At 40.4% G+C, this 20,499-nt stretch carries 18 protein-coding genes; 6 read left to right on the forward strand and 12 right to left on the reverse strand.

Annotation, left to right across the window (positions count from 1 at the left end; all coding sequences use genetic code 11):
- Nucleotides 1-102: 102 nt before the first annotated feature.
- On the forward strand, nucleotides 103-3,324 hold the full coding sequence (locus tag LBYS_RS14520; RefSeq protein WP_013409599.1) for a TonB-dependent receptor: 3,222 nt from the start codon (nucleotides 103-105) through the stop codon (nucleotides 3,322-3,324).
- A gap of 19 nt (nucleotides 3,325-3,343) precedes the next feature.
- Here LBYS_RS14520 and LBYS_RS14525 read toward each other — a convergent pair whose 3' ends face one another.
- The 3 genes from LBYS_RS14525 to rpmG are packed head-to-tail and all read right to left on the reverse strand — an operon-like array spanning nucleotide 3,344 to nucleotide 4,160.
- Nucleotides 3,344-3,739 carry an acyl-CoA thioesterase gene (locus tag LBYS_RS14525; RefSeq protein ID WP_013409600.1) on the reverse strand — a complete coding sequence of 132 codons (396 nt, stop codon included), beginning with the start codon at nucleotides 3,737-3,739 and terminating at the stop codon, nucleotides 3,344-3,346.
- A gap of 60 nt (nucleotides 3,740-3,799) precedes the next feature.
- Nucleotides 3,800-3,952 (reverse strand): DUF4295 domain-containing protein, encoded by a 153-nt coding sequence (locus LBYS_RS18830; RefSeq protein WP_013409601.1) that lies wholly within the window; start codon nucleotides 3,950-3,952, stop codon nucleotides 3,800-3,802.
- A gap of 25 nt (nucleotides 3,953-3,977) precedes the next feature.
- Complete coding sequence (gene rpmG / locus LBYS_RS14530) at nucleotides 3,978-4,160, reverse strand: 50S ribosomal protein L33 (protein ID WP_013409602.1); 183 nt, start codon at nucleotides 4,158-4,160, stop codon at nucleotides 3,978-3,980.
- Between the two features lie 157 nt (nucleotides 4,161-4,317).
- On the opposite strand from rpmG, the gene LBYS_RS14535 reads away from it, so the two are divergent.
- The gene (locus LBYS_RS14535) at nucleotides 4,318-4,932 is read left to right on the forward strand and encodes a hypothetical protein (protein WP_013409603.1); all 615 of its coding nucleotides are present in this window, start codon (nucleotides 4,318-4,320) and stop codon (nucleotides 4,930-4,932) included.
- Between the two features lie 51 nt (nucleotides 4,933-4,983).
- On the opposite strand, the gene LBYS_RS14540 is transcribed toward LBYS_RS14535, so the two are convergent.
- The 7 genes from LBYS_RS14540 to hisH form a co-directional block, all read right to left on the reverse strand.
- Nucleotides 4,984-6,771, reverse strand: coding sequence for an acyl-CoA dehydrogenase FadE (locus LBYS_RS14540; protein WP_013409604.1), 1,788 nt, complete (start codon nucleotides 6,769-6,771; stop codon nucleotides 4,984-4,986).
- Between the two features lie 130 nt (nucleotides 6,772-6,901).
- A complete protein-coding gene (locus LBYS_RS14545) occupies nucleotides 6,902-7,837 on the reverse strand; it encodes a glycoside hydrolase family 18 protein (RefSeq protein WP_013409605.1) in 936 nt (311 codons plus the stop codon).
- Nucleotides 7,834-8,499, reverse strand: coding sequence for a hemerythrin domain-containing protein (locus LBYS_RS14550; protein ID WP_013409606.1), 666 nt, complete (start codon nucleotides 8,497-8,499; stop codon nucleotides 7,834-7,836). The genes LBYS_RS14545 and LBYS_RS14550 overlap by 4 nt, the downstream gene beginning before the upstream one ends.
- Before the next feature lie 65 nt (nucleotides 8,500-8,564).
- Nucleotides 8,565-11,027, reverse strand: coding sequence for an endopeptidase La (gene lon / locus LBYS_RS14555; protein ID WP_013409607.1), 2,463 nt, complete (start codon nucleotides 11,025-11,027; stop codon nucleotides 8,565-8,567).
- Nucleotides 11,028-11,126: 99 nt separating this feature from the next.
- Complete coding sequence (gene hisF / locus LBYS_RS14560) at nucleotides 11,127-11,882, reverse strand: imidazole glycerol phosphate synthase subunit HisF (protein WP_013409608.1); 756 nt, start codon at nucleotides 11,880-11,882, stop codon at nucleotides 11,127-11,129.
- The gene (hisA, locus tag LBYS_RS14565; protein WP_013409609.1) at nucleotides 11,872-12,597 is read right to left on the reverse strand and encodes a 1-(5-phosphoribosyl)-5-[(5-phosphoribosylamino)methylideneamino]imidazole-4-carboxamide isomerase; all 726 of its coding nucleotides are present in this window, start codon (nucleotides 12,595-12,597) and stop codon (nucleotides 11,872-11,874) included. Before hisA ends, hisF begins: the two co-directional genes overlap by 11 nt.
- Complete coding sequence (gene hisH / locus LBYS_RS14570; RefSeq protein ID WP_013409610.1) at nucleotides 12,594-13,190, reverse strand: imidazole glycerol phosphate synthase subunit HisH; 597 nt, start codon at nucleotides 13,188-13,190, stop codon at nucleotides 12,594-12,596. Before hisH ends, hisA begins: the two co-directional genes overlap by 4 nt.
- A gap of 325 nt (nucleotides 13,191-13,515) precedes the next feature.
- On the opposite strand from hisH, the gene LBYS_RS14575 reads away from it, so the two are divergent.
- Nucleotides 13,516-14,445 (forward strand): polyprenyl synthetase family protein, encoded by a 930-nt coding sequence (locus tag LBYS_RS14575; protein WP_049781422.1) that lies wholly within the window; start codon nucleotides 13,516-13,518, stop codon nucleotides 14,443-14,445.
- Here the strand turns inward: LBYS_RS14575 and argH are convergent.
- Entirely contained in the window at nucleotides 14,426-15,784 is a 1,359-nt protein-coding gene (argH, locus tag LBYS_RS14580; protein WP_013409612.1) for an argininosuccinate lyase, read from the reverse strand. The two genes, LBYS_RS14575 and argH, sit on opposite strands and share 20 nt — an antisense overlap.
- Nucleotides 15,785-15,892: 108 nt before the next feature.
- Here argH and LBYS_RS14585 point away from each other — a divergent pair, with 108 nt between their 5' ends.
- Nucleotides 15,893-18,190, forward strand: a complete 2,298-nt coding sequence (locus tag LBYS_RS14585; RefSeq protein WP_013409613.1) for an OmpA family protein — start codon at nucleotides 15,893-15,895, stop codon at nucleotides 18,188-18,190.
- On the opposite strand, the gene mutY is transcribed toward LBYS_RS14585, so the two are convergent.
- A complete protein-coding gene (gene mutY, locus LBYS_RS14590; protein WP_013409614.1) occupies nucleotides 18,168-19,136 on the reverse strand; it encodes an A/G-specific adenine glycosylase in 969 nt (322 codons plus the stop codon). The genes LBYS_RS14585 and mutY overlap by 23 nt on opposite strands.
- Before the next feature lie 179 nt (nucleotides 19,137-19,315).
- On the opposite strand from mutY, the gene LBYS_RS14595 reads away from it, so the two are divergent.
- A complete protein-coding gene (locus LBYS_RS14595) occupies nucleotides 19,316-19,606 on the forward strand; it encodes an HU family DNA-binding protein (RefSeq protein ID WP_013409615.1) in 291 nt (96 codons plus the stop codon).
- Nucleotides 19,603-20,412, forward strand: coding sequence for a tetratricopeptide repeat protein (locus LBYS_RS14600; protein ID WP_013409616.1), 810 nt, complete (start codon nucleotides 19,603-19,605; stop codon nucleotides 20,410-20,412). The genes LBYS_RS14595 and LBYS_RS14600 overlap by 4 nt, the downstream gene beginning before the upstream one ends.
- Nucleotides 20,413-20,499 lie beyond the last annotated feature (87 nt).

Raw genomic sequence — 20,499 nt, forward strand, 5'->3', positions numbered from 1 at the left:
CTTAAAAAAAAATTGTAATTTTTTGTTAAAAAATTGTACAAAATTACTTTTTTATTTTTATCATTGTAGAGACAAGTAAAACCTTATATACAATAAATACATATGAATTTACCTTTATCTCCAGGTAGCAGATTTTACCTTTTTATCTGCCTGTTATTCTGTTGCACCTTGTCGGCAATTGCCCAGACAGAGGTCTCAGGTACAATTGAAGATGCTAAGACAAAGGAGCCCTTAGTAGGGGCAAGCATCCAAATAAAAGGAAAGGTCGCCGGGACCATTAGTGACATCCGCGGAAAGTTCAAACTCAGCACTAACACACCTGCTCCTTTTGAGCTTATTATCTCCTCAGTAGGTTATAAGCCACAAGAAGTGACTGTAGAGAAGAACGGAGTAAATCTGCACATCCTTTTGGAAGATCAAAGTATTCTAGGTCAAGAATTAGTGGTATCTGCCTCAAGGGTTTCTGAAAGTGAGATGAAATCTCCTGTTACCGTTGAGAAGGTAGATTTAAGAATGATCCGTGAGACCACCTCTCCAAACTTTTACGACGCTATGGGTAATATGAAAGGAATCAACCTGACTACCCAGGGTTTATTATTTAAATCTGTAAACATGCGTGGTTTTGGTTCTACGGGTAACCCTAGAGTGGTACAGATGATTGATGGTATGGACAATATGTCTCCTGCGCTGAACTTTGCAGTAGATAATATTGTAGGTATGCCGGAATTAGATGTGGAGTCAGTAGAGATCCTACCCGGTGCTGCTTCTGCGTTGTATGGTCCTAATGCCATCAATGGTCTTATATTAATGAACTCGAAGTCTCCTTTCTTATATCAAGGATTAAGCGCTACCCTGCGCGGTGGTGTGATGCATGAAGAGGGTAGAACTAAGGTGAATACTCCGTTCTACGATGCATCTATTCGTTTTGCGAAGGCCTTTAATGATAAGTTGGCTTTCAAAGTAAACTTTGCATACTTGACTGCAGATGACTGGCAGGCCAGAAACTTTACTAACTTAAACGTGGGTGGAGTAGAGAATGGCACCAGAGGTCCTGGTGTTGATTTAGACTACAATGGGCTTAACGTTTATGGGGATGAAGTTAGGGCAAATTTATCTACCGTAGCAGCAAGTATGGTAGAAAGAGGTTTGATTACCTCTCAGGCTGCCGCAATGGTTCCGAATGCTTTTGTAAGCCGTACAGGTTTCAAAGAGTCAGATATGGTGGATAGTGAGACCCACTCCATTAAAGGTAATATAGCCTTACATTACAGACCTACAGAGAAATTGGAAATCATAGGTCAATTTAATTCAGGCTACGGTACTACATTATATACAGGTACTGGTAGATACTCGTTAAAAGACTTTAATATATCTCAAGCCAAATTAGAATTGAAAGGGGATAATTTTAATCTTAGAGCATATACCACTAGAGAAAACTCCGGGGAGTCAGCTTTCTTAGGATTGTCATCTGTTCAAATCTTAAACCAAGTGAAGCCTCATGCTACCTGGTTCGGGGAATATGTAGGAGCTTACCTGACAGCCCTTCAATCAGGGGCAGTAGCTGATCAAGCTCATTTAGCCGCTAGATCTTATGCAGATCAAGGAATTCCTACAGGTGATGCACTAAAGGCTAAGGCAAAAGAATTCAATAATCTACCTATCGTTAACGGTGGAGGTGGATTCCTAGATAGATCTAACTTAGTGCACTTTGAAGGTCTATATAATTTCAAGAATGAAATTAAGTTTATGGACTTAATTGTAGGCGGTAACTATAGGGTGTATAATTTAAGATCTGAAGGTACTCTATTTAATGATATGGCGGAAGGTCGTGATGGTATCATCAAGATCAACGAGTACGGTGCGTATGCACAAGCCGGAAAGAGTTTTTGGAATGATCACTTTAAGTTAGTAGGTTCTGTTCGTTACGATAAGAACGATAACTTCGATGGGCAGTTCTCTCCACGTGTCTCCGGTATTTTCTCTTGGGCTAACAATAACGTCAGATTGTCTTACCAGACCGGTTTCCGTATTCCTACCACTCAAAACCAATACATCAATCTAAGGACTCCGGATGGTACATTGATAGGCGGATTACCTGAATTTGATCGTATTGCTGCTTATAACCTAGCTGGAGGTATTACAAAGTATACTTTGGATCAATTTTCTGCTAAAGGTTTGAACTATTTCGATGCAGAAACTCAAAGTAGTATCTTGGCAAAGGCGCAAGCACATGCTACAACGATCATTACTCAGCAAGTAACTCAGCAGGTAACTAATGCTGTAAATGCTCAGCGTCCGTTTATTGAGCAACAAGTTACTGCCGCCGTACAGCAAGCTGTAACCGCTGCCGTGACTCAGAGTGTTCAGGCCATGGTGGAAGCAGGTCAGCTTCCTGCCTCTATGGCGGAAGCTGCTATTCAGCAAGGTGTTGCTGCGCAGATGGCATCTGATCCGGTGAAACAGCAGATTGCAAGCAATACAGATGCTCAAGTTACTCAAGCTATTCAAACCAATATTGCAGGTGCATTACCAGGTGCTTTACAATCGAATCTTCCTGGAGTGACTTCTCAATTAGCTCCTGCATATGGAGTGGCGGCATTGCCTAAGTATCAGGCTAAGAAGTTGAAGCCAGAAAAGATTACTACTTATGAAATAGGTTACAAAGGCCTGATTGGTAAAAAGCTATTTGTGGATGCTTACTACTACTATAGTAAGTACGAAAACTATATTGGTGCTACTAGTATAGTGGTTCCGACTGCTCCATCGCCTGCAGTTCCTGGTCTTCCAAAAGAGTCTGGAATTGGTGCCGGTTTATATAATGGATATTCAAGGCCATCTAATACGGAAGAGATCATAACGGTTGATGGCTGGGCTGCTCAAATGAATTATTCATTGAACAAGGGATATAATGTCGGGGTTAATGTATCCCATAACAAGTTGAAAGGATTTAAACCTTCTCCTGAGCAATTATATGCCGGATTTAACTCTCCTGAATATACGTATAATGTGTCTTTCGGTAAGCGTTTGATCAGTGGTCAGAAGTTTGGATTTAACGTAAACCTACGTCATCAGACTAAGTTTACCTGGCAGTCAAGCTTTGGTGTGCCTACAGATGCAAACCAGGTGTTCTTTACAAACACCATGGTACCGGCTATTACGAACATAGACGCTCAGATCAGTGCTAAATTACCTTCTATTAAATCTATCTTGAAAATAGGTGGAACGAATATTGGTGGTAAACCGTATTTCCAAGCTTTTGGTAGTTCAATGGTGGGAAGTACTTACTTTGTGTCTCTATCCTTTGATGAGTTGTTCCAAAAATAATAAAAATGAGTGCCCGGGTTTAAGTACCGGGCACTCCTAAAATATCTTTGATCTTTTCACTTATCCTTTTGGGTTTTAGACTTGAAGGATCTACAGAAATCCACAAAGTTCTGGCTTTTACCAATAGCTTACCTTCGTCCCTGATTTCATAAGCTCTTTCACTACTTACCCCTTCTGCGGTATTGACCCAGGTAGTTATTTCCAGATTATCTCCTAAGCCTGCTGATGAAAGATACTCTATTTCATGTTTTCTTACAATCCATCGTATGGAATCTCGGATCTCTTCCGTAGCGAGTGTATTCCAATGTGCTATTGCAGCCTCTTGTAGATATTTAAGGTAGACTACATTGTTTACATGAAGTAGCTCATCCAGATCTTCTTCTTGTACCGTAAGAGTGTATTTGTAAGATTTCATACAATGCAAAAAAGCCTTAACCGTCACCGGTAAGGCTATCTATGTCTTAAGGAATACAGATTACTTTAAAGCTTCAGCTACGTTATCCGCAGCTACCATTTCTTCTTTAAAGGTATATGCTCCTGTTTTTTCATTCTTAACCGCCTTGATAACTTTAGCGAAGCTTTTCAAAGCTGACTTGTCTCTCAGGGTCGCAACTACTTTCTTTGCCATTTCTCTATACTAGTTTAAAGTGAGATTACTTGATTTCTTTGTGAAGCGTAACTCTTCTCAAAACAGGATTGTATTTTTTCAACTCCAATCTGGAAGTAGTGTTCTTACGGTTCTTGGTAGTGATATATCTGGACATTCCAGGTACTCCTGAGGCCTTATGTTCAGTACATTCCAATATCACTTGAACTCTGTTTCCTTTCTTTGCCATTATATTATAATATTATTTCTGTCTTAATCGGGCTGCAAAGATAACATATAAAATTGGATTTAAAAACCTTTCTGTAAATATTTTATTCATAGTTTTTTATGCGCCAATTTTAAACCTTATAGCCCTTTATAAGGTCTAAGAGGTAAATATCTACTTTATGAAACAGATTATTTTAGTAATAAGTTTAATGTTGAGTTTAGCTTCGTGTAAGTCTTCTCAGCAGTTTACACGCCCTGATGGAGAGGCTCGAATTAGTGAGCATCATAGGGTAGCTGTATTGCCTTTCCAAGTTCGCTTTAGTGAAGATTATAAGGAAGGGATGAGGTCTACTAGTGTTCCCTGGGTTGAGCAAGAGCGTATTGCCGGCATAGATCTGCAAAAAGAGGCTTTCTTGACACTTCAGAAAAAAGTTACTAAGAAGAAGTGGAACATTACCGTTCAAGATTATTTGACTACTAATCGGAGATTAGAGGAGTCCGGTATTAGTTTTTCGCGTTTAATGGCCATGGATAAGGCTAAGGTGGCAGATATTTTGGGCGTAGATGCTGTTATCTTTGGTTCTTCTGATGTAGAATACAACTTTAGAAGAGGATTTACCGGTTTTAATGGTCTGCTAACGGCATTACATCTATATGATGGGGAATTAAATGATGTGATATGGACCAATAAGGGGAAGGAGTATCTTCGATCCGGGTTTGATTCTCCTCAAGATTTGGGAAGAAGATCTGTCAGTGGATTAGTTGAAAGTTTGCCTTATAGATACACTAAATAAGCAAAAGGAGCCGCAAAGAGCGGCTCCTTTTTATTGGAATTTGTACTTGTATTAGAATATGTACTTGTTCTCTGCTAACATAGCATCTGCTATTCTTCTTCGAGCGTCTTTGGTGTTTAGAGGCTCAATTTTTGTGAAGCGTTTCAAGCCCATTAACATTACTCTAAGTTCATCTCCTTCTGCGAAGGCAGATATGGCCTCTCTACCAGCCATGCTAGCCTTGGCAACTGCATTTTGAAGGTAGACTTGCGCGATATCTTTTTGTAGGGATGCTGCTTCTTCTCCTTTTAGGCGAATGAGTTTTTCAACACGTAAGAAGGCAGATTCAGCAATATAAGCTTCTGTTATAATATCTGCTACATTCATTAGGATTTCCTGCTCATGGGAAAGTTTCATCATGAACTTCTGAACAGCTGATCCTGCAATCATCAAAGCGGTTTTCTTCAGGTTCTTGATTGCTTTCTTTTCTGCAGCAAATAATTCCTCGTCATCTGACATACCAAATTCCGGAATAGATAAGATTTCCTTACCCACAGCCGTAGCAGGTCCAAGAAGGTCTAATTCACCTTTCATAGCTCGTTTTAGAAGCATATCTAAGACCAGCATACGGTTAATTTCATTCGTCCCTTCAAAAATTCTATTGATTCTGGAATCTCTATATGCTCTGTCCATAGGGGCATCAGCAGAATATCCCATTCCCCCGTACACTTGAACGCCTTCATCAGCTACATAATCTAAGGTTTCAGAACCGTTTACCTTTAGAATAGCACATTCTATGGCATATTGTTCTAGAGCTTTCAATTTTGCGTCTGCATCACTCATGCCGCTGGCGGTTAAAGAGTCTATCAGATCGTCAATGTTTTGACCCGCTCTATAACAGGCGGTTTCTGTTGTCCAGATTCTAATGGCCATTTCTGCTAATTTATGCTTGATGGCTCCGAAACGTCCGATAGAGATGCCAAACTGCTTGCGCTCATTTGCGTAATTGATGGCGTGATTTATAACTCCTTTTGAACCTCCAACAGCGGCAACTGCCAACTTAATTCTACCTACGTTTAAGATATTTACGGCGATCTTGAATCCATTTTCTCTCTTAGACAGCATGTTTTCTACTGGAACCATACAGTCATTAAAGAAGATTTGACGTGTGTCTGAACCTTTGATACCCATCTTATGCTCCGGCTCATTCATAGTGATACCACCAAATGATTTTTCTACTATAAAGGCCGTTAGGTTCTTGTCGTCTTCTATCTTAGCAAATACTATAAAAATGTCTGCGAAACCACCGTTAGTGATCCACATCTTCTGTCCGTTAATTTTATAGAACTTGCCATCCTCCGTTAGCTCAGCTTTGGTCTTTCCGCTGTTTGCGTCTGATCCTGAATCCGGTTCAGTTAGGCAGTACGCTGCTTTCCATTCACCACTAGCTAGTTTAGGAAGGTATTTAGCCTTTTGCTCTTCATTGCCATAATATACTATTGGTAATGTTCCTATACCCGTATGTGCTGATTGTGCTACAGAGAATGAATGACCTGCTCCCAATACTTCTGCTACTAACATAGAAGTATTGAAGTTCATACCAAAACCACCATATTCTTCAGGAACTGCCGTGCCAAGTAAACCTAATTCTCCCGCTTTGTCCATTAAAGAAGAGATAAGCTCTGGACTTCCTGCTTTGTCAATCTCGTCCAATCTTGGATGAATCTCAGCTTTTAGGAAATCCCTACAAGTCTCCGCTATCATCTGCTGTTCTTCGGAAAATTCTTCCGGTATAAAGATCTGTGAGGCGTCAGTTTCTTTGATTAGGAATTCTCCGCCTTTAAGTGATACACTTGACATGAGTAGTAATATTTTGAAAGTTCATTAACAATAGTATGCAAGCATACTAATTACAAAGTAATGAATTTCTACAATGTTATGCAAGCATACTATTTTATTTTTTTGTAATATTTTATCTAAATCTTGGAGATTACTTAGATGCCTGGTAGATGGCACGTACTAAAGAATACTCATCCGAGGTGTCATGTCTTATTTCCCAAACCATCACTCCTGCAAGACCTAGGTCCTTGGCTAGGCGGGTCTTGTTTTGGATAGTAAATATGCCATTATAAAAAGCCCCTTTCCAATAGTCATCATAGGGGCTGGCTCCATCTTTTAAAAGATCCTTATAGGATGGTCCATATTGACCATGGCCTTTCTTTGAGTAATAGGGTAAGCCCAGTACTGCCTTATGTGCAGGAAGTTTTCTTTCTTTTAACCAATAGTCTATAGACTTTTGGGCTAAGGCATATGGGGAATGGGCTTTAATCTCTTCGGAGCCATAATCATCATCGTAGGCCATGAGATTGATCCAATCCAGATAATTAAAGGCTTCATTTTTTATGCCATAACCTTTTCTGCCATAAGAAATGACAGCTGCAGTCAGCTCTTTGTTTTCTTTGTGTAAGGCCGTATGTAGCCCTTTAACTAGTTCCACATATTGATCAGCAGAAGGGGAATCTTCGTCCGGATATTCCCAATCTAAATCTACTCCGTCAAATCCGTAGGTCTTAACCAGGTTCAGCGTGCTGTTAATGAAGGTTCTTCTGCCTTTTTCTGTTTCAGCCATTTTGTGGAAACGTGTGTCATCTCCAGGAGCATCTCCAATTCCCCAGCCCCCAACTGAAATAAAGACCTTTTTGCCTTGTTTATGTAGGTCTTTAACTAATTCCATTACCCTCTCCGGATTTCTTAATGGGAGTAAGGTGTCCCCACTAGGTGCCGGGATAGCAAAGGAATAATTGATATGAGTATAATGATCAAAGTTTACCTTTTCCGAGGTAGGCATGTAATATCCTATAATCTTAAACTCCTGTGCTATTCCCGAGAAGCTTAAAAAGCAAAGCAAAAGGGTGATGATTCTCATATCAATGCCTTTAATTCTGCTTCCTTTCTTTGCGCCATAGGCATGAGAACATGATCTTCAATGAAGGCATGCTTTCTGAGATCCATCTCAAAGATTTCAACCTGGTTTAGGAAGACTTTAAAAGGCAAAGGAACTTCCTCATGTCCGCAGTAATGATGAATAATATCTGATACTCGTTTCAATTCATCTTCTATGGCATCATGTTCAAACTTCTCCATAGGTGACTGAGAGAGTAAGGTAGCAATCTCCTCCTTTGAGGTAGATTGAGGGTCAATTTCATGTAATTTCTTCAGATAAGGAAAGAGATCCCTTTCCTCCATACGGATATGCTCCAGGAAATCTATCTTGTAGTGATTGAAAAATAGAATCAATGCATGAAGGAGTGTATCATCATGGCGCTTTTGGATATGTGCCATGGATTGTTCTATTTCCGGAAGAGTTTTAGATAGGTAAAGTTTATGAGAAGCCTGCAGATAGTACATGACTTGCGGCATGGAAAACTTCTGCAGGCCTTCAACTGGAGGTTCGTCCTGGCTGTAAATGTCCAGAATCCACTCTATAAGTTCTGATTCGAAGGTGTGAGACTGAATCAAGTCTAGTCTCTCGGTGACCATTTGATATATCTTGGCCGACTCCACCAGATGTTGCACTGTTTCAGACATTTCCATACGCTTTTATTTCAAAATTAAGCTTTTGGAAAGATAAAAACAATGACAAAAATCAGTTTTTAAGACTTTGGTTCTTCGCTTTTAAATTCAAATTGGATAGGCTTCTTCACCTTTTGATTCAGCAATGCGATCTCTAAAACCTCCGATACATAGTCTACGTAGTGGAAAGTAAGTCCTTTGGTATACTGCTCTCCAATCTCCTCTACGTCCTTTCTGTTTTTATAACACATGATAATTTCCTTGATATTTGCTCTCTTCGCAGCAAGGATCTTTTCTTTAATTCCACCCACAGGAAGGACTTTGCCTCTCAAGGTGATCTCACCGGTCATGGCTAAATTGTTCTTTACTTTCCTTTGGGTATATATGGATGCTATAGAAGTCAGGATCGTGATACCTGCAGAAGGGCCGTCTTTTGGAACAGCTCCTTGTGGTACGTGAATATGTAGGTCATAGTTAGAGAAGACCTTATAATCAATGCCCAGGTCATCTGCATGTGATTTTAGATATGATAATGCAGTGATGGCAGATTCTTTCATCACGTCGCCTAACTGACCGGAAAGTGTCAATTGACCTTTGCCCTTACTTACATTTGATTCAATAAATAAGATATCTCCACCCACAGGTGTCCAAGCAAGCCCGGTAACTACTCCGGCAAGTTCATTGCCTTCATACAGGTCTTTATCGAATGTAGGATTACCCAATAGCTTTTCGATGTCAGCAGGGGAGAGTACTTTAGGGTATTCTTCTCCCATGGCCACACTCTTAGCTATCTTACGAACCACTGATCCTATCTTTTGTTCCAAATTACGTACACCTGATTCTCTAGTGTATCCTTCAATAACTCTCAAATAAGCCGCTGAACTAAGTTTTAAGTCAGCAGATTGCAGTCCATGCATTTCCAGTTGCTTAGGAAGCAAGTGCCTTTTAGCGATTTCTACCTTCTCTTCTACCGTATAACCACTTAACTCAATGATTTCCATCCTGTCTCTCAAGGCAGGTTGGATGGTATCCAAGGAGTTCGCTGTAGCTATGAACATAACCTTAGAGAGATCATATTCTACTTCCAGATAGTTGTCCTTAAATGCATTGTTTTGTTCAGGGTCCAAAACTTCTAATAGCGCACTTGAGGGATCCCCTCTATGATCTCTGGAGATCTTATCAATTTCATCCAAGACAAAAACCGGATTACTTGAACCGGCTTTCTGAATGTTTTGAATAATCTTACCCGGCATGGCTCCGATATAGGTTTTTCTATGACCACGGATCTCCGCCTCGTCATGTAAACCTCCCAGCGCCATCCGTACATATTTTCTACCCAATGCTTTGGCTATAGATTTTCCCAGTGAAGTCTTACCTACGCCTGGAGGGCCATAGAGACATAAAAGCGGAGCCTTCATGTCATTCCTAAGCTTTAAGACAGCCAAATATTCTAGAATTCTTTCTTTTACTTTTTCTAAACCAAAGTGGTCACTGTCTAAGATTCTCTTTGCTCTGCTTAGAGAGAAATTGTCTTTGCTATATTCATTCCAAGGTAGATCTACAAGTAGCTCTGCATAACTCAGGGCAATTCCATACTCCGGAGACATGGAATTCGTCCTCATGATCTTATTCAGTTCCTTATTGAAATGATCATTCGTGTCCACTGACCATTTTTTCTTAGCACCTTTCGTACGAAGTTTCTCCACCTCCTGGTCAGGGGAATCCATGCCTAGCTCTTCTTGCAAGACCTTGATTTGTTGGCGCAAGTAATATTCTCTCTGTTGTTGATCAATATCGTAAGAAGCTTTGCTCTGGATATCTTTCTTGATCTCTAATACCTCGATCTCCTTATGCATATGCTCTAATAAGCGAGTGGCATGCTCGTAACCGTCTAAGGTTTCAAGCAGCAGTTGCTTATCAGATAAACTGACATTAAGATTAGAAGATAAGAAATGCGTCAAAAAGACTAGAGAGTCTATGTTGTTGATCGCAATCTGAGCATCTTTCGGGATCTCAGGATTGAGATTAGTGATGCTAACTGCAGCTTCTTTTAAGCTTTGGATGAGAGCTTTGGTCTCTTTCTTCTTTTGGCTAGGGAAATTATCAGGAAGATAAGTTACCCTGGCCTGTAAATGAGGCTCCGTTTGTACGTATTCTTCTACCCTAAATCTTCTTCTTCCCTGAAGGATGATGGTTACGTTACCGTCAGGTAGGACTAACATCTTTAGAATGTTAGCTATGGTTCCCACTTTGTATAGTTCTTCACCTGTAGGCTCTTCGCTGCTCTGTTTGATTTGAGAAAGTATGCCTAAGGTTTTATCCCCCTTATACGCTTTTTTTACCAGTTTAATGCCTTTGGTGCGGGTAACAGTTACCGGAATCACGATTCCAGGGAAAAGTACCGTGTTTCTCAAGGGTAGTATGGAAAGGGTATCAGGTAGATTCTTTTCGTCACTGATCACCTCCTCAGGGGAATTGATTTCAATCATTTCCACACTCTCAATGTTCTTTCCAGACAATCCTATTTTATCGAAATCTAGCATTTATTTCTTCATTTGCTGCCAAAATGGCAATTGATCAATCGATCTGTACATGTTCAAACCCTATGCCATCTATAAATTTAATGGCAAATTGGCAGATTCTTAAAATCTTATCGGTAGATTTTTTTCTTTCAGATAAGTTTTTAACTCAGGGATGCTGATCTCCTTGAAATGGAAGATACTGGCAGCTAAGGCTGCATCTGCAAAGCCCTCCTGAAATACATCCAGAAAATGCTCCATTTGTCCGGCACCACCGGAGGCAATCACCGGTATACCCAGAGATCTGGAGATTTTGGAAGTAATCTCGATATCAAAGCCATTCTTAGTACCATCAGCATCCATAGAGGTTAACAAAATCTCTCCCGCACCTAGCTCCTCAACCTTTTTTGCCCATTCCCAAGTCTCTAAATCTGTAGGTTTTCTTCCTCCATGGGTGTGGACTATGTCCTTTCCTTCTACTCTTCGGGTGTCAATGGCCACCACGATACATTGGCTGCCAAATTCTGAGGAAAGGGCAGAGACTAATTCCGGATTTCTAACTGCAGCAGAGTTGATGGAGATTTTATCAGCGCCTGCTTGAAGTAGAAGGGATACGTCTTGCACACTGCCAATTCCCCCTCCTACGGTGAAAGGAATATTGATAGCATGGGCCACTTTATCTACTAAATCCAGTAAGGTCTTACGGTTTTCTACCGTTGCAGTGATATCCAAAAATACCAATTCATCAGCCCCTTCATCTGCATAGATCCTGGCTAATTCTACAGGATCACCTGCATCTTTGAGGTTGACAAAATTTGTGCCCTTTACCGTTCTGCCGTCTTTGATGTCAAGACAAGGTATTATTCTCTTAGTTAGCATAAAATCGCTCTATATCCTTTAATGAAATCCGATTTTCATAGATGGCTTTACCCACTATGACTCCAAATATCTTCAGTGCGTCCAAGTCTTCAATGTCTTGCATCCTACTGATTCCTCCACTGGCTATAAGTTTTAGTTCCGGGAAATTCTCCGAAATTCTTTGGTACAAAGCTGTGGAGGGACCCTGCAATAGACCATCTTTTGCTACATCCGTGCTGATAGAATATCGAACCCCTTTTTGGATATAATCTGCTAAGAAGTCCATCAAGGGAAGTTCTGTGGTTTCTTGCCAACCGGATACTGCTATCATTTCATCTTTTGCATCTGCTCCTAGAATGATCTTTTCAGATCCATAAGTACTTAGCCAATTCAAGAATATTTCCGGTTTTTTTACAGCAATACTCCCTCCTGTAATCTGCTTGGCTCCGGATTCAAATGCTATCCGTAAGTCCTCGTCAGATTGGAGTCCACCTCCAAAATCTATCTGTAAGGAGGTTTTCGAAGCTATTGACTCCAATACTTTATGGTTGATGATTCTCTTTTCTTTAGCGCCATCCAGATCTACCAAGTGCAATCGGGTAATCCCGGCATCTTCAAACTGCCTTGCTACCTCCAAGGGGTTTTCATTGTAAACTTTCTTTTGTTCGTAATCACCTTGGGTTAAACGAACACATTTTCCATCAATCAAGTCGATGGCCGGAATGATTTGAATCATAGAGTTAAAAAGTTCTTAAATATTTGCTCTCCTACTTTTCCACTGATTTCCGAGTGAAATTGGCAGGCAAAAAAATTGTCTTTCTGTAAGATGGCTGAGTACGGCTGTATATAGTCTGTTTCCGCTACCGTATCTGCGCATAATGGGGCATAATAGCCGTGGTTGTAGTAGACATATGACCCGTTTTCCAGGCCATTGCAAAGAGGAGTACGATAGTTTTGTATGCTATTCCATCCCGTCTGTGGTATCTTTTCAGGACCATCTGTTCGGAATTTAATAACCTCAACATCAAATATGCCTATACATTCCGTATGGCTTTCCTCTGAAGATTTACATAGCAATTGCATGCCTACACAGGTGCCTAAAAATGGTTGTTTCAGGGTGGGGATCAGTTGGTCCAGACCCTTTTCCTTCAAACTTTTCATGGCGGTTCCGGCTTCTCCTACTCCCGGAAAGATGATTCTTTCTGCTTTGATAAGAATATCCGGATCATCTGTTAGTACACTTTTTACTCCTAGTCTTTCAAGCGCGATCATTACGGATCTGATATTGCCCGCATTGTATTTTAGGATGGCAACTTCTGGCGAGTTCATATGGTATTGCAGTAAGGAACAAAAATAAAACCCGACTAAGGGTCGGGTATATTTTGATCGCTAAATTTGTCAGGAAAAAATCTTTTAAAATATTAAAAAAAGATTTAATATTTGGTGCTAAGTTAAGAAATCTTCCTTGAATTTGCAAGATTTATTTGCTATTTTACAGGGTTTAGGGGCAAAATTAGATCTGTCAAATGGGGGAGGCTTGCTAATTTAGCTTGGTGTTAGGTAATTGATCAAGAAATCGATATTTTTGTGCTGCATTAACATTATAAATGTGCCCACCACCATTGATTCTATCCAGGCTCCCATAGTGGAGGAGATGAAGAGTTTCGAGAAGAAGTTTCGCAAGTCTATGAAGACTCACGTGATGCTTCTGGATCAAATCATGAAGTATATCATCCACAGGAAGGGCAAGCAAATCCGTCCCATGTTTGTATTTCTTACTGCGGGTGCCTTAGGTGGCATCAAAGAATCTACGTATAGGGGTGCGGCTTTGATTGAATTATTGCACACCGCTACCTTGGTACATGATGATGTAGTGGACGAAGCGAATTACAGGAGAGGGTTCTTTTCTGTCAATGCCTTGTGGAAGAACAAGATAGCCGTCCTAGTTGGGGATTATTTGCTGGCTAAGGGTTTGCTGCTGAGTGTGGAAAATGAAGATTTTAATCTTCTCAAGATCGTATCTACGGCCGTAAGAGAAATGAGTGAGGGGGAGCTTCTTCAGATAGAGAAAGCTAGAAAGCTGGACATCACCGAAGAGGTTTATTATGAGGTTATACGTCAAAAGACAGCCACCTTAATAGCGGCTTGTTGCGCAGTGGGAGCGGCATCTGCTGACAGAACTCCTGAAGAGGTAGAAAAAGCTAGATTACTTGGGGAAAAGATAGGTATGGCTTTTCAGATCAAAGATGATCTTTTTGATTTCGGGACGGACGAAATAGGCAAACCTACCGGTATAGACATAAAGGAGAAGAAGATGACTTTGCCTTTGATCTATGCTTTAAATCAGTCATCGTGGGGTACGAAAAGACATATCATCAATCTCATCAAAAATCATTCTTCTAAGCCAGAGAAAGTGAATGAAGTGATTGACTTTGTTAAGCAATCAGGGGGGTTAGAGTATGCTACTAAAGTGATGCAGGGGTATGTAGATGAAGCATTTGAGCTGATGAAACACTTTCCGGAAAGTCCGTACAAGACCTCATTGCAAGGCCTTGTACAGTTTACTATCGAGAGAAAGAAGTAGCATCTAATAGCTTTTCAAAAGCTTGGTGAGTCCTTTCAAATTTAAAACCTTCCAGTACTTTTTTCATAGCATTTTTTATTTCCTCTGTAGCCGGCTGACCTATAGATCCTAATAGAGTATGTGCCAATTCACGTTCCGGAGTGAAGTTGCCGCTTTCAATCTCATTACCTACCTTTCTATAAGCGTCACGGAATGGAGTGCCCTCTACTACCAGTTTATTTACATTCTCCACGCTGAAGAGTAAATCAAATTTTGGGTCTTGTAATATGTCCTTTTTAACTTGTAGGTTCTTTACCATAAAGTCCGCTACCTTAAGGCATTCTGAGAACTCATCAAGGGCCGGTAAGATAATCTCTTTGATGATCTGAAATTCTCTATGGTAACCACTAGGTAAATTAGATTGTACAAAATTGATCTCTGTAGCTAGTCCCTTAAGTCTATTGGTTTTTCCTCTTAAAATTTCAGCTACATCAGGATTCTTTTTGTGAGGCATGATACTAGAACCGGTAGTCATTTCTTGAGGTAAAGTCAGGAAGCCAAAGTTTTGGCTGTTATACAGACATACGTCCATAGCCAGTCTGGAAAGAGTTCCGGCAAATAATGAGATAGCTTGTGCTAAGGCAAACTCCATTTTTCCCCTGGTCATTTGGGCGTAAACCACATTATAGTTTAGATCATCAAATCCCAGGAGTTCCGTAGTTAACTTTCTATCTAAAGGGAAGCTTGAACCATAGCCAGCCCCTGAGCCCAGAGGGTTCTTATTGATCATTTTATACACACCTTGCAGAGCAGTAAGGTCATCTACCAAGCTTTCGGCATATGCCCCAAACCAAAGTCCAAAAGAGGATGGCATGGCGATTTGCAAATGGGTATATCCCGGTAAGAGGTCTTCCTTGTGTTCTTCACTTCTGGCTTGTAAGGTGATGAAAAGTTGGTTGACCTGTTGGGTGATCTGCTCTACCTTGTCTCTAAAGAACATTTTCAAGTCCACAAGAACCTGGTCGTTCCTAGATCTTCCACTATGGATTTTCTTTCCGGTGTCACCTATTCTTTCTGTCAGCATGAATTCAATTTGGGAGTGGACATCTTCTATTCCATCTTCTATACTAAACTGACCGGTGGTGATTTCTTCTTTAAAGATCTTTCTACATTCATTTAATATGCTCTGAAGCTCTTCATAGGAAAGAAGGCCTACCTTTTCAAGCATTATGGAATGCGCCATTGATCCTAAGAGATCAAATGGAGCTAATAATACATCTAATTCTCTGTCCCTGCCTACGGTAAAGGACTCAATGAGTTGGTTAGTGGGCTTAGCCCCGTCTTTTTGCCAGAGTTTCAAATTCTATTTTTTTTCTGCAAATATCGGTAAATAATAGGAAGGTAGGACAAACTTTTTTGTAATCCTAGGCATGATTTTTGCGTTAACTTTTTATTTAATCCTTTAAGAATGAGACTGTGCTGGGTCTTACTTTTTCTCGCTTTTAACGTATGGGGGCAGTCGGCTCAGAAATGGATTCAGAAGGGGGATGAGTATCGGCAGAAGTTGGCTTTTGCTGATGCTGTGGATGCCTATCAGAAAGCATTAAAGAGAGAGCAGTCTTTAAGTGAAGGAGAAAAGGTACAGCTAAAGATAGGATTAGGAGAAGCCTATTATCAGTTGCGAAGATATGAATTAGCATTTCAATCCTGGGAGCCAGTGAAGGAGAAGGCTCCTGTCTCCTTGCACAAAAAATATGCTCAGGTTCTGGCGGCATTGGGCAGATATGAGGAAGCAGCTAAAATTTGGGGTAAAGTACAGGGAGGCCAACTACAAGAGAGGGTCCTCTTAAATCCTGATCCATTAGTCCGGAACGCAGATAGTTATCAAATAGAATACTTAGGTATCAATTCCAATAATCCAGAGTTTAGTCCTACTTACTATAAAGACGGATTGGTTTTTGTTTCGGCTAGGAAGTCGGCACGGATGGTGAAACGGATTTTTAGTTGGGACAAGACAGACTTCCTGGATCTCTTTTTTGTATCTGAAAGAGCCTTAAAGAAGAAAGATATGGCTGTTCTAGGTACGGGTGGTGATAATTTGATGCAGGCGGGTGCACGCCCATTAGGTAAAGATTATTATACTCCTCAAACCTCAAATGATACACCAACTATTGGGCATGCAATTGGAGAATTAGAAGAATATAAAGAATTCTCTTCGATTCCATCTACACCTTTTTCAAAGAGATTGAACAGTAAATATCATGAAGGTCCCAGTATTTTTTATGATACTAAAATGATTTTTACCCGTACCGGAAAGTCAGGAAAGCTTCAGTTGTATTCTGCTAGCAAGAAGGGCAAGGATTGGCAAGTACATGGTGCATTGTCATTTGTATCTGAGCTGTATTCTTTTGGTCACCCTGCTATCAGTAAGGATGCAAAAGTTCTGTTCTTTATTTCTGATATGCCTGGAGGGTTTGGGGGGACAGATATCTATTATTCTGTTATTAATAATGGCAAATTTAGCCGACCCGTAAATGCAGGGAGTAAAGTAAATACATCGGGAGATGAGTTATTTCCTTTTATGGATGAAGGTGGGAATCTATATTTTTCTTCGAATGGGCATGCCGGCTTAGGGGGCTTGGATCTGTTTGTGCTGGATTGGGATTTTCAGAAAATGGAAGCCAGGGACTTAGTCAGGAACTTGGGGGCTCCGTTGAATTCTTCATTTGATGATTTTGGAATAATTGCCAATAGAGATAGGACTGAAGGATATTTTAGTAGTAATAGGAAACGCGGAGGGAATGATGATGATATCTATCGATTTGCGCGACTGGGTCAAGTTTACGGATTTAGGGATTTAGTAGTCCAAATAAAGGATAGGAGCGGTTTGTTGAAGGATGTTTTGGTCCAATGTGGTTATTATATGCAGAACACAGGAGTGGAGGGACAAGTAAGTTTATGTCTTCAAGCGGATAGTGATTTTGACATTACTATAAAAAAGGAAGGGTACCTGACCAAAGTAGTTCCTTACACGAATAAAGGTAAATCAGAGTATATTCCAGACACCTTACATATACTAATGGATAAGGTGCCCTTGCCGGGGAAAATTACGCAGCATTGGGATGCAGGGAAATTTATAGACTTTGCTGTTTGGGTTACAGATGATCAAAACAGGCCTTTGTCTGATGTCAAGGTAATTTTGCGAAGCGGTTCAGAAGTTCAGATTCAAATTTCCGACCAAGACGGTAAGGTGATCTTCAAAAGAGATCCGGAAAGGAATTATGAATTGGAATCTGAAAAGTCCGGTTATTCAAAGATTGTGGAGAACATAAGAAGCGAAGTAAGGAAGGAGAGAAAAACTCCTCAGAAGATTCATAGAAGTACCATGTATAAGATAGGAGATGTTATACGCTTAGAGAATATTTATTACGATAACGAATCCTATAAATTGGGTGCCCAAGCAAAACAGTCATTAAGAAAAATAGGTGAACTACTTCAGAAAAGTCCCGAATTAGCGATAGAAGTGAGCTCACATACGGACACCCGAGGTAGTGCGCAGGCAAACATGATTCTTTCAGAAAGGAGGGCGGAAGAGGTAAAAAAGTTTTTGGTACAGTATATCAGTGGACATAGAATCTCTGCAGTGGGAAAAGGTGAAAGTCAACCCGTCAATGCATGTGGGGATGGTGTACAGTGTACGGATGCGGAACATGCTCGCAATAGGCGGACAGAAATTAGGATACTCAAATTAGTTTCTTCCGAATGAAATCATCAATAACCTTAGGTTTGGGCAGTTCTTCTATTTCATCTAATGTGAACCATGTTCCTTCATCTGCCTGCTCGGAAGGTTCGCAGGCATAGAAATGGATTTGAAGTTTTCTGTGAGATAATAGATGGGTTGCGGTGGGATATTCCTTAAGATAAGTTTCCGGCTTCCCCTCCGGGAAATCGTAGAGGCTTTTCCAGATGTCAGAGTTTTTCCTTTGTTTCAGTAGATACTGGTTCCCCTTTCGGTATATTTTATAATACAACTCTCTTTCTTGGATCTTCGTCTTTTTGGCTTTGAAAGGAAGATTGAGATAGGCTTTGTCAGGGTAAGAAAGGCAATACACTTGAACAGGGCAAGTTTCGCATAGTGGCGCTTTGGGGGTACATTGTATGGCGCCAAACTCCATCATGGCCTGGTTGAAAGTATCCGGTTCTACGGTGGAGATCCATTCTTCTGCTATGTTTCTGATCTCCTTCTGTGTAACTGGGGAGTCAATAGGGCTTTCTATTCTCAGTATCCGACTAATCACTCTAAGTACATTCCCATCAATGGCGGGTATCCTTTCTTTGAATGCAAAAGAGGCAATGGCTGCCGCGGTGTACGGACCTACGCCTTTCAGACTGATGATTTCCTGGTAGGAATTTGGGAAAACACCTTTATGGTGCTCGACAATGTATTTGGCGGTTTGATGAAGGTTTCTTCCTCTGGAATAATAGCCTAGCCCTTGCCAGAGCCGGAGAACTTCATCCTCAGGGGCTGCAGCAAGGTCGAAAATGGTAGGGTATTGAGCCACAAATCTTTCAAAATAGGGTAGGCCTTGAGCTACTCTTGTCTGCTGAAGGATAATCTCTGAAATCCAAATAAAATATGGATTTTCCGTGTTTCGCCATGGTAAACTTCGCTTGTTTTGAAGATACCATGATATTATTCTATTTTGAACCATTTGGAAGTGCTTGAAATAGGGCTAAAATGGGCCTTCTTAACTGCTTTATAATTAAAGAATTATTTTAAAAAAGCGGATATTTATTGTGCTTATTGGGGCCAATAAATTATCTTTGCACCCTATTATTATCAGACGGTAAAAGTAATCGTAATTTTTTAACTTTTAAATTATTTTAGATCGTGACGAAAGCAGAGGTAATTTCAATTATTTCGGAAAAGACGGGAGTTGACAAAGCTGCCACTTCAGCTACTATTGAGGCGTTTTTCGAAACAGTAAAAGAACAATTATCAGGTGGTGAGGCAATTTATGTAAGAGGATTTGGTAGTTTCGTAAACAAGAAGAGAGCAGAGAAAAAAGCACGAAACATATCTAAAAAAACTACAGTTACTGTACCAGCTCATTATATTCCAAGTTTTAAACCTTCTAAGGAATTCGTAGAAGAAGTTAAAAAGAACGTAACCATTCAATGATGAATAGCGGCCTTAGTCCAAAAACCCATTTTCTTATTGTTACCGGTATTGCTGTTTTAGGATTTGTTTTCTTAGTTAGCAGACCTAAAACCGTAGTAAAGGACGAGGAGGCTAAGGCCGTTACTTCTACAGCTGAAGAGGCGCCTGTACATATGTCGAATCCTGCCGCAGATCGTCTGGCGAAAGAGATTCGTGATAGGCATGCCACTGATGCTAATCCTTTAAATGCATATCGGGCATTAGCTGAAATGTTTTTCCAGGAATCTGTTTTTGATAGTTCAGCGTATTATTTTGAGCAGATAGCTATAGCTAATCCTGGGGTGTCTAATTGGTTGAGAGCCGGAGACGCTTATTTACAGGCATATTCATTGGCTTTAAATCCTGCAAAGATTGAGGATTTGGCGGCTAAGACAAGGGATGCTTACAGTCAAGCTTTGAAATTTGATCCTGCAAGTTTACATGCAAAGACAAATTCAGCATTGACGTATGTAAATTCCGCTACTCCTATGCGAGCCATTTCCATCTTACGTGAGGTTTTGGATCAGCAACCTAACTATCTTCCTGCGGTTTTGGCTTTAGGAAAGTTATCTATGCAGTCCGGTCAGTTTGATAAGGCGGTAGATCGCTTTAAAGAGGTGCTGAAGATAGATAAGGATAATATAGAAGGGAAAATGGGTTTGGCGTACAGTTACATAGAACTGGGTAAAACAAATGATGCGAAGGTACTCCTTCAAGAGATATTGGACGCTGACATTGATCCGATTGTGAAAGATGAAGTAAGAAAAACTTTGAATAATTTAAAATAAATTATTACTTTTGCAGTCCCAAAAAAAAGATTAGAGACTTTTAAAATAATACAGTTATGCCTTGCGGAAAGAAAAGAAAAAGACATA

The sequence above is a fragment of the Leadbetterella byssophila DSM 17132 genome (genome assembly GCF_000166395.1).
GTDB lineage: Bacteria > Bacteroidota > Bacteroidia > Cytophagales > Spirosomataceae > Leadbetterella > Leadbetterella byssophila.

Excerpts from the sequence above, each read along its gene's own strand:
- LBYS_RS14520 (WP_013409599.1), top strand. The coding sequence starts at position 103 with ATGAATTTACCTTTATCTCCAGGTAGCAGATTTTACCTTTTTATCTGC.
- LBYS_RS14525 (WP_013409600.1), bottom strand. The coding sequence starts at position 3,739 with ATGAAATCTTACAAATACACTCTTACGGTACAAGAAGAAGATCTGGAT.
- LBYS_RS18830 (WP_013409601.1), bottom strand. The coding sequence starts at position 3,952 with ATGGCAAAGAAAGTAGTTGCGACCCTGAGAGACAAGTCAGCTTTGAAA.
- rpmG (WP_013409602.1), bottom strand. The coding sequence starts at position 4,160 with ATGGCAAAGAAAGGAAACAGAGTTCAAGTGATATTGGAATGTACTGAA.
- LBYS_RS14535 (WP_013409603.1), top strand. The coding sequence starts at position 4,318 with ATGAAACAGATTATTTTAGTAATAAGTTTAATGTTGAGTTTAGCTTCG.
- LBYS_RS14540 (WP_013409604.1), bottom strand. The coding sequence starts at position 6,771 with ATGTCAAGTGTATCACTTAAAGGCGGAGAATTCCTAATCAAAGAAACT.
- LBYS_RS14545 (WP_013409605.1), bottom strand. The coding sequence starts at position 7,837 with ATGAGAATCATCACCCTTTTGCTTTGCTTTTTAAGCTTCTCGGGAATA.
- LBYS_RS14550 (WP_013409606.1), bottom strand. The coding sequence starts at position 8,499 with ATGTCTGAAACAGTGCAACATCTGGTGGAGTCGGCCAAGATATATCAA.
- lon (WP_013409607.1), bottom strand. The coding sequence starts at position 11,027 with ATGCTAGATTTCGATAAAATAGGATTGTCTGGAAAGAACATTGAGAGT.
- hisF (WP_013409608.1), bottom strand. The coding sequence starts at position 11,882 with ATGCTAACTAAGAGAATAATACCTTGTCTTGACATCAAAGACGGCAGA.
- hisA (WP_013409609.1), bottom strand. The coding sequence starts at position 12,597 with ATGATTCAAATCATTCCGGCCATCGACTTGATTGATGGAAAATGTGTT.
- hisH (WP_013409610.1), bottom strand. The coding sequence starts at position 13,190 with ATGAACTCGCCAGAAGTTGCCATCCTAAAATACAATGCGGGCAATATC.
- LBYS_RS14575 (WP_049781422.1), top strand. The coding sequence starts at position 13,516 with ATGAAGAGTTTCGAGAAGAAGTTTCGCAAGTCTATGAAGACTCACGTG.
- LBYS_RS14585 (WP_013409613.1), top strand. The coding sequence starts at position 15,893 with ATGAGACTGTGCTGGGTCTTACTTTTTCTCGCTTTTAACGTATGGGGG.
- mutY (WP_013409614.1), bottom strand. The coding sequence starts at position 19,136 with ATGGTTCAAAATAGAATAATATCATGGTATCTTCAAAACAAGCGAAGT.
- LBYS_RS14600 (WP_013409616.1), top strand. The coding sequence starts at position 19,603 with ATGATGAATAGCGGCCTTAGTCCAAAAACCCATTTTCTTATTGTTACC.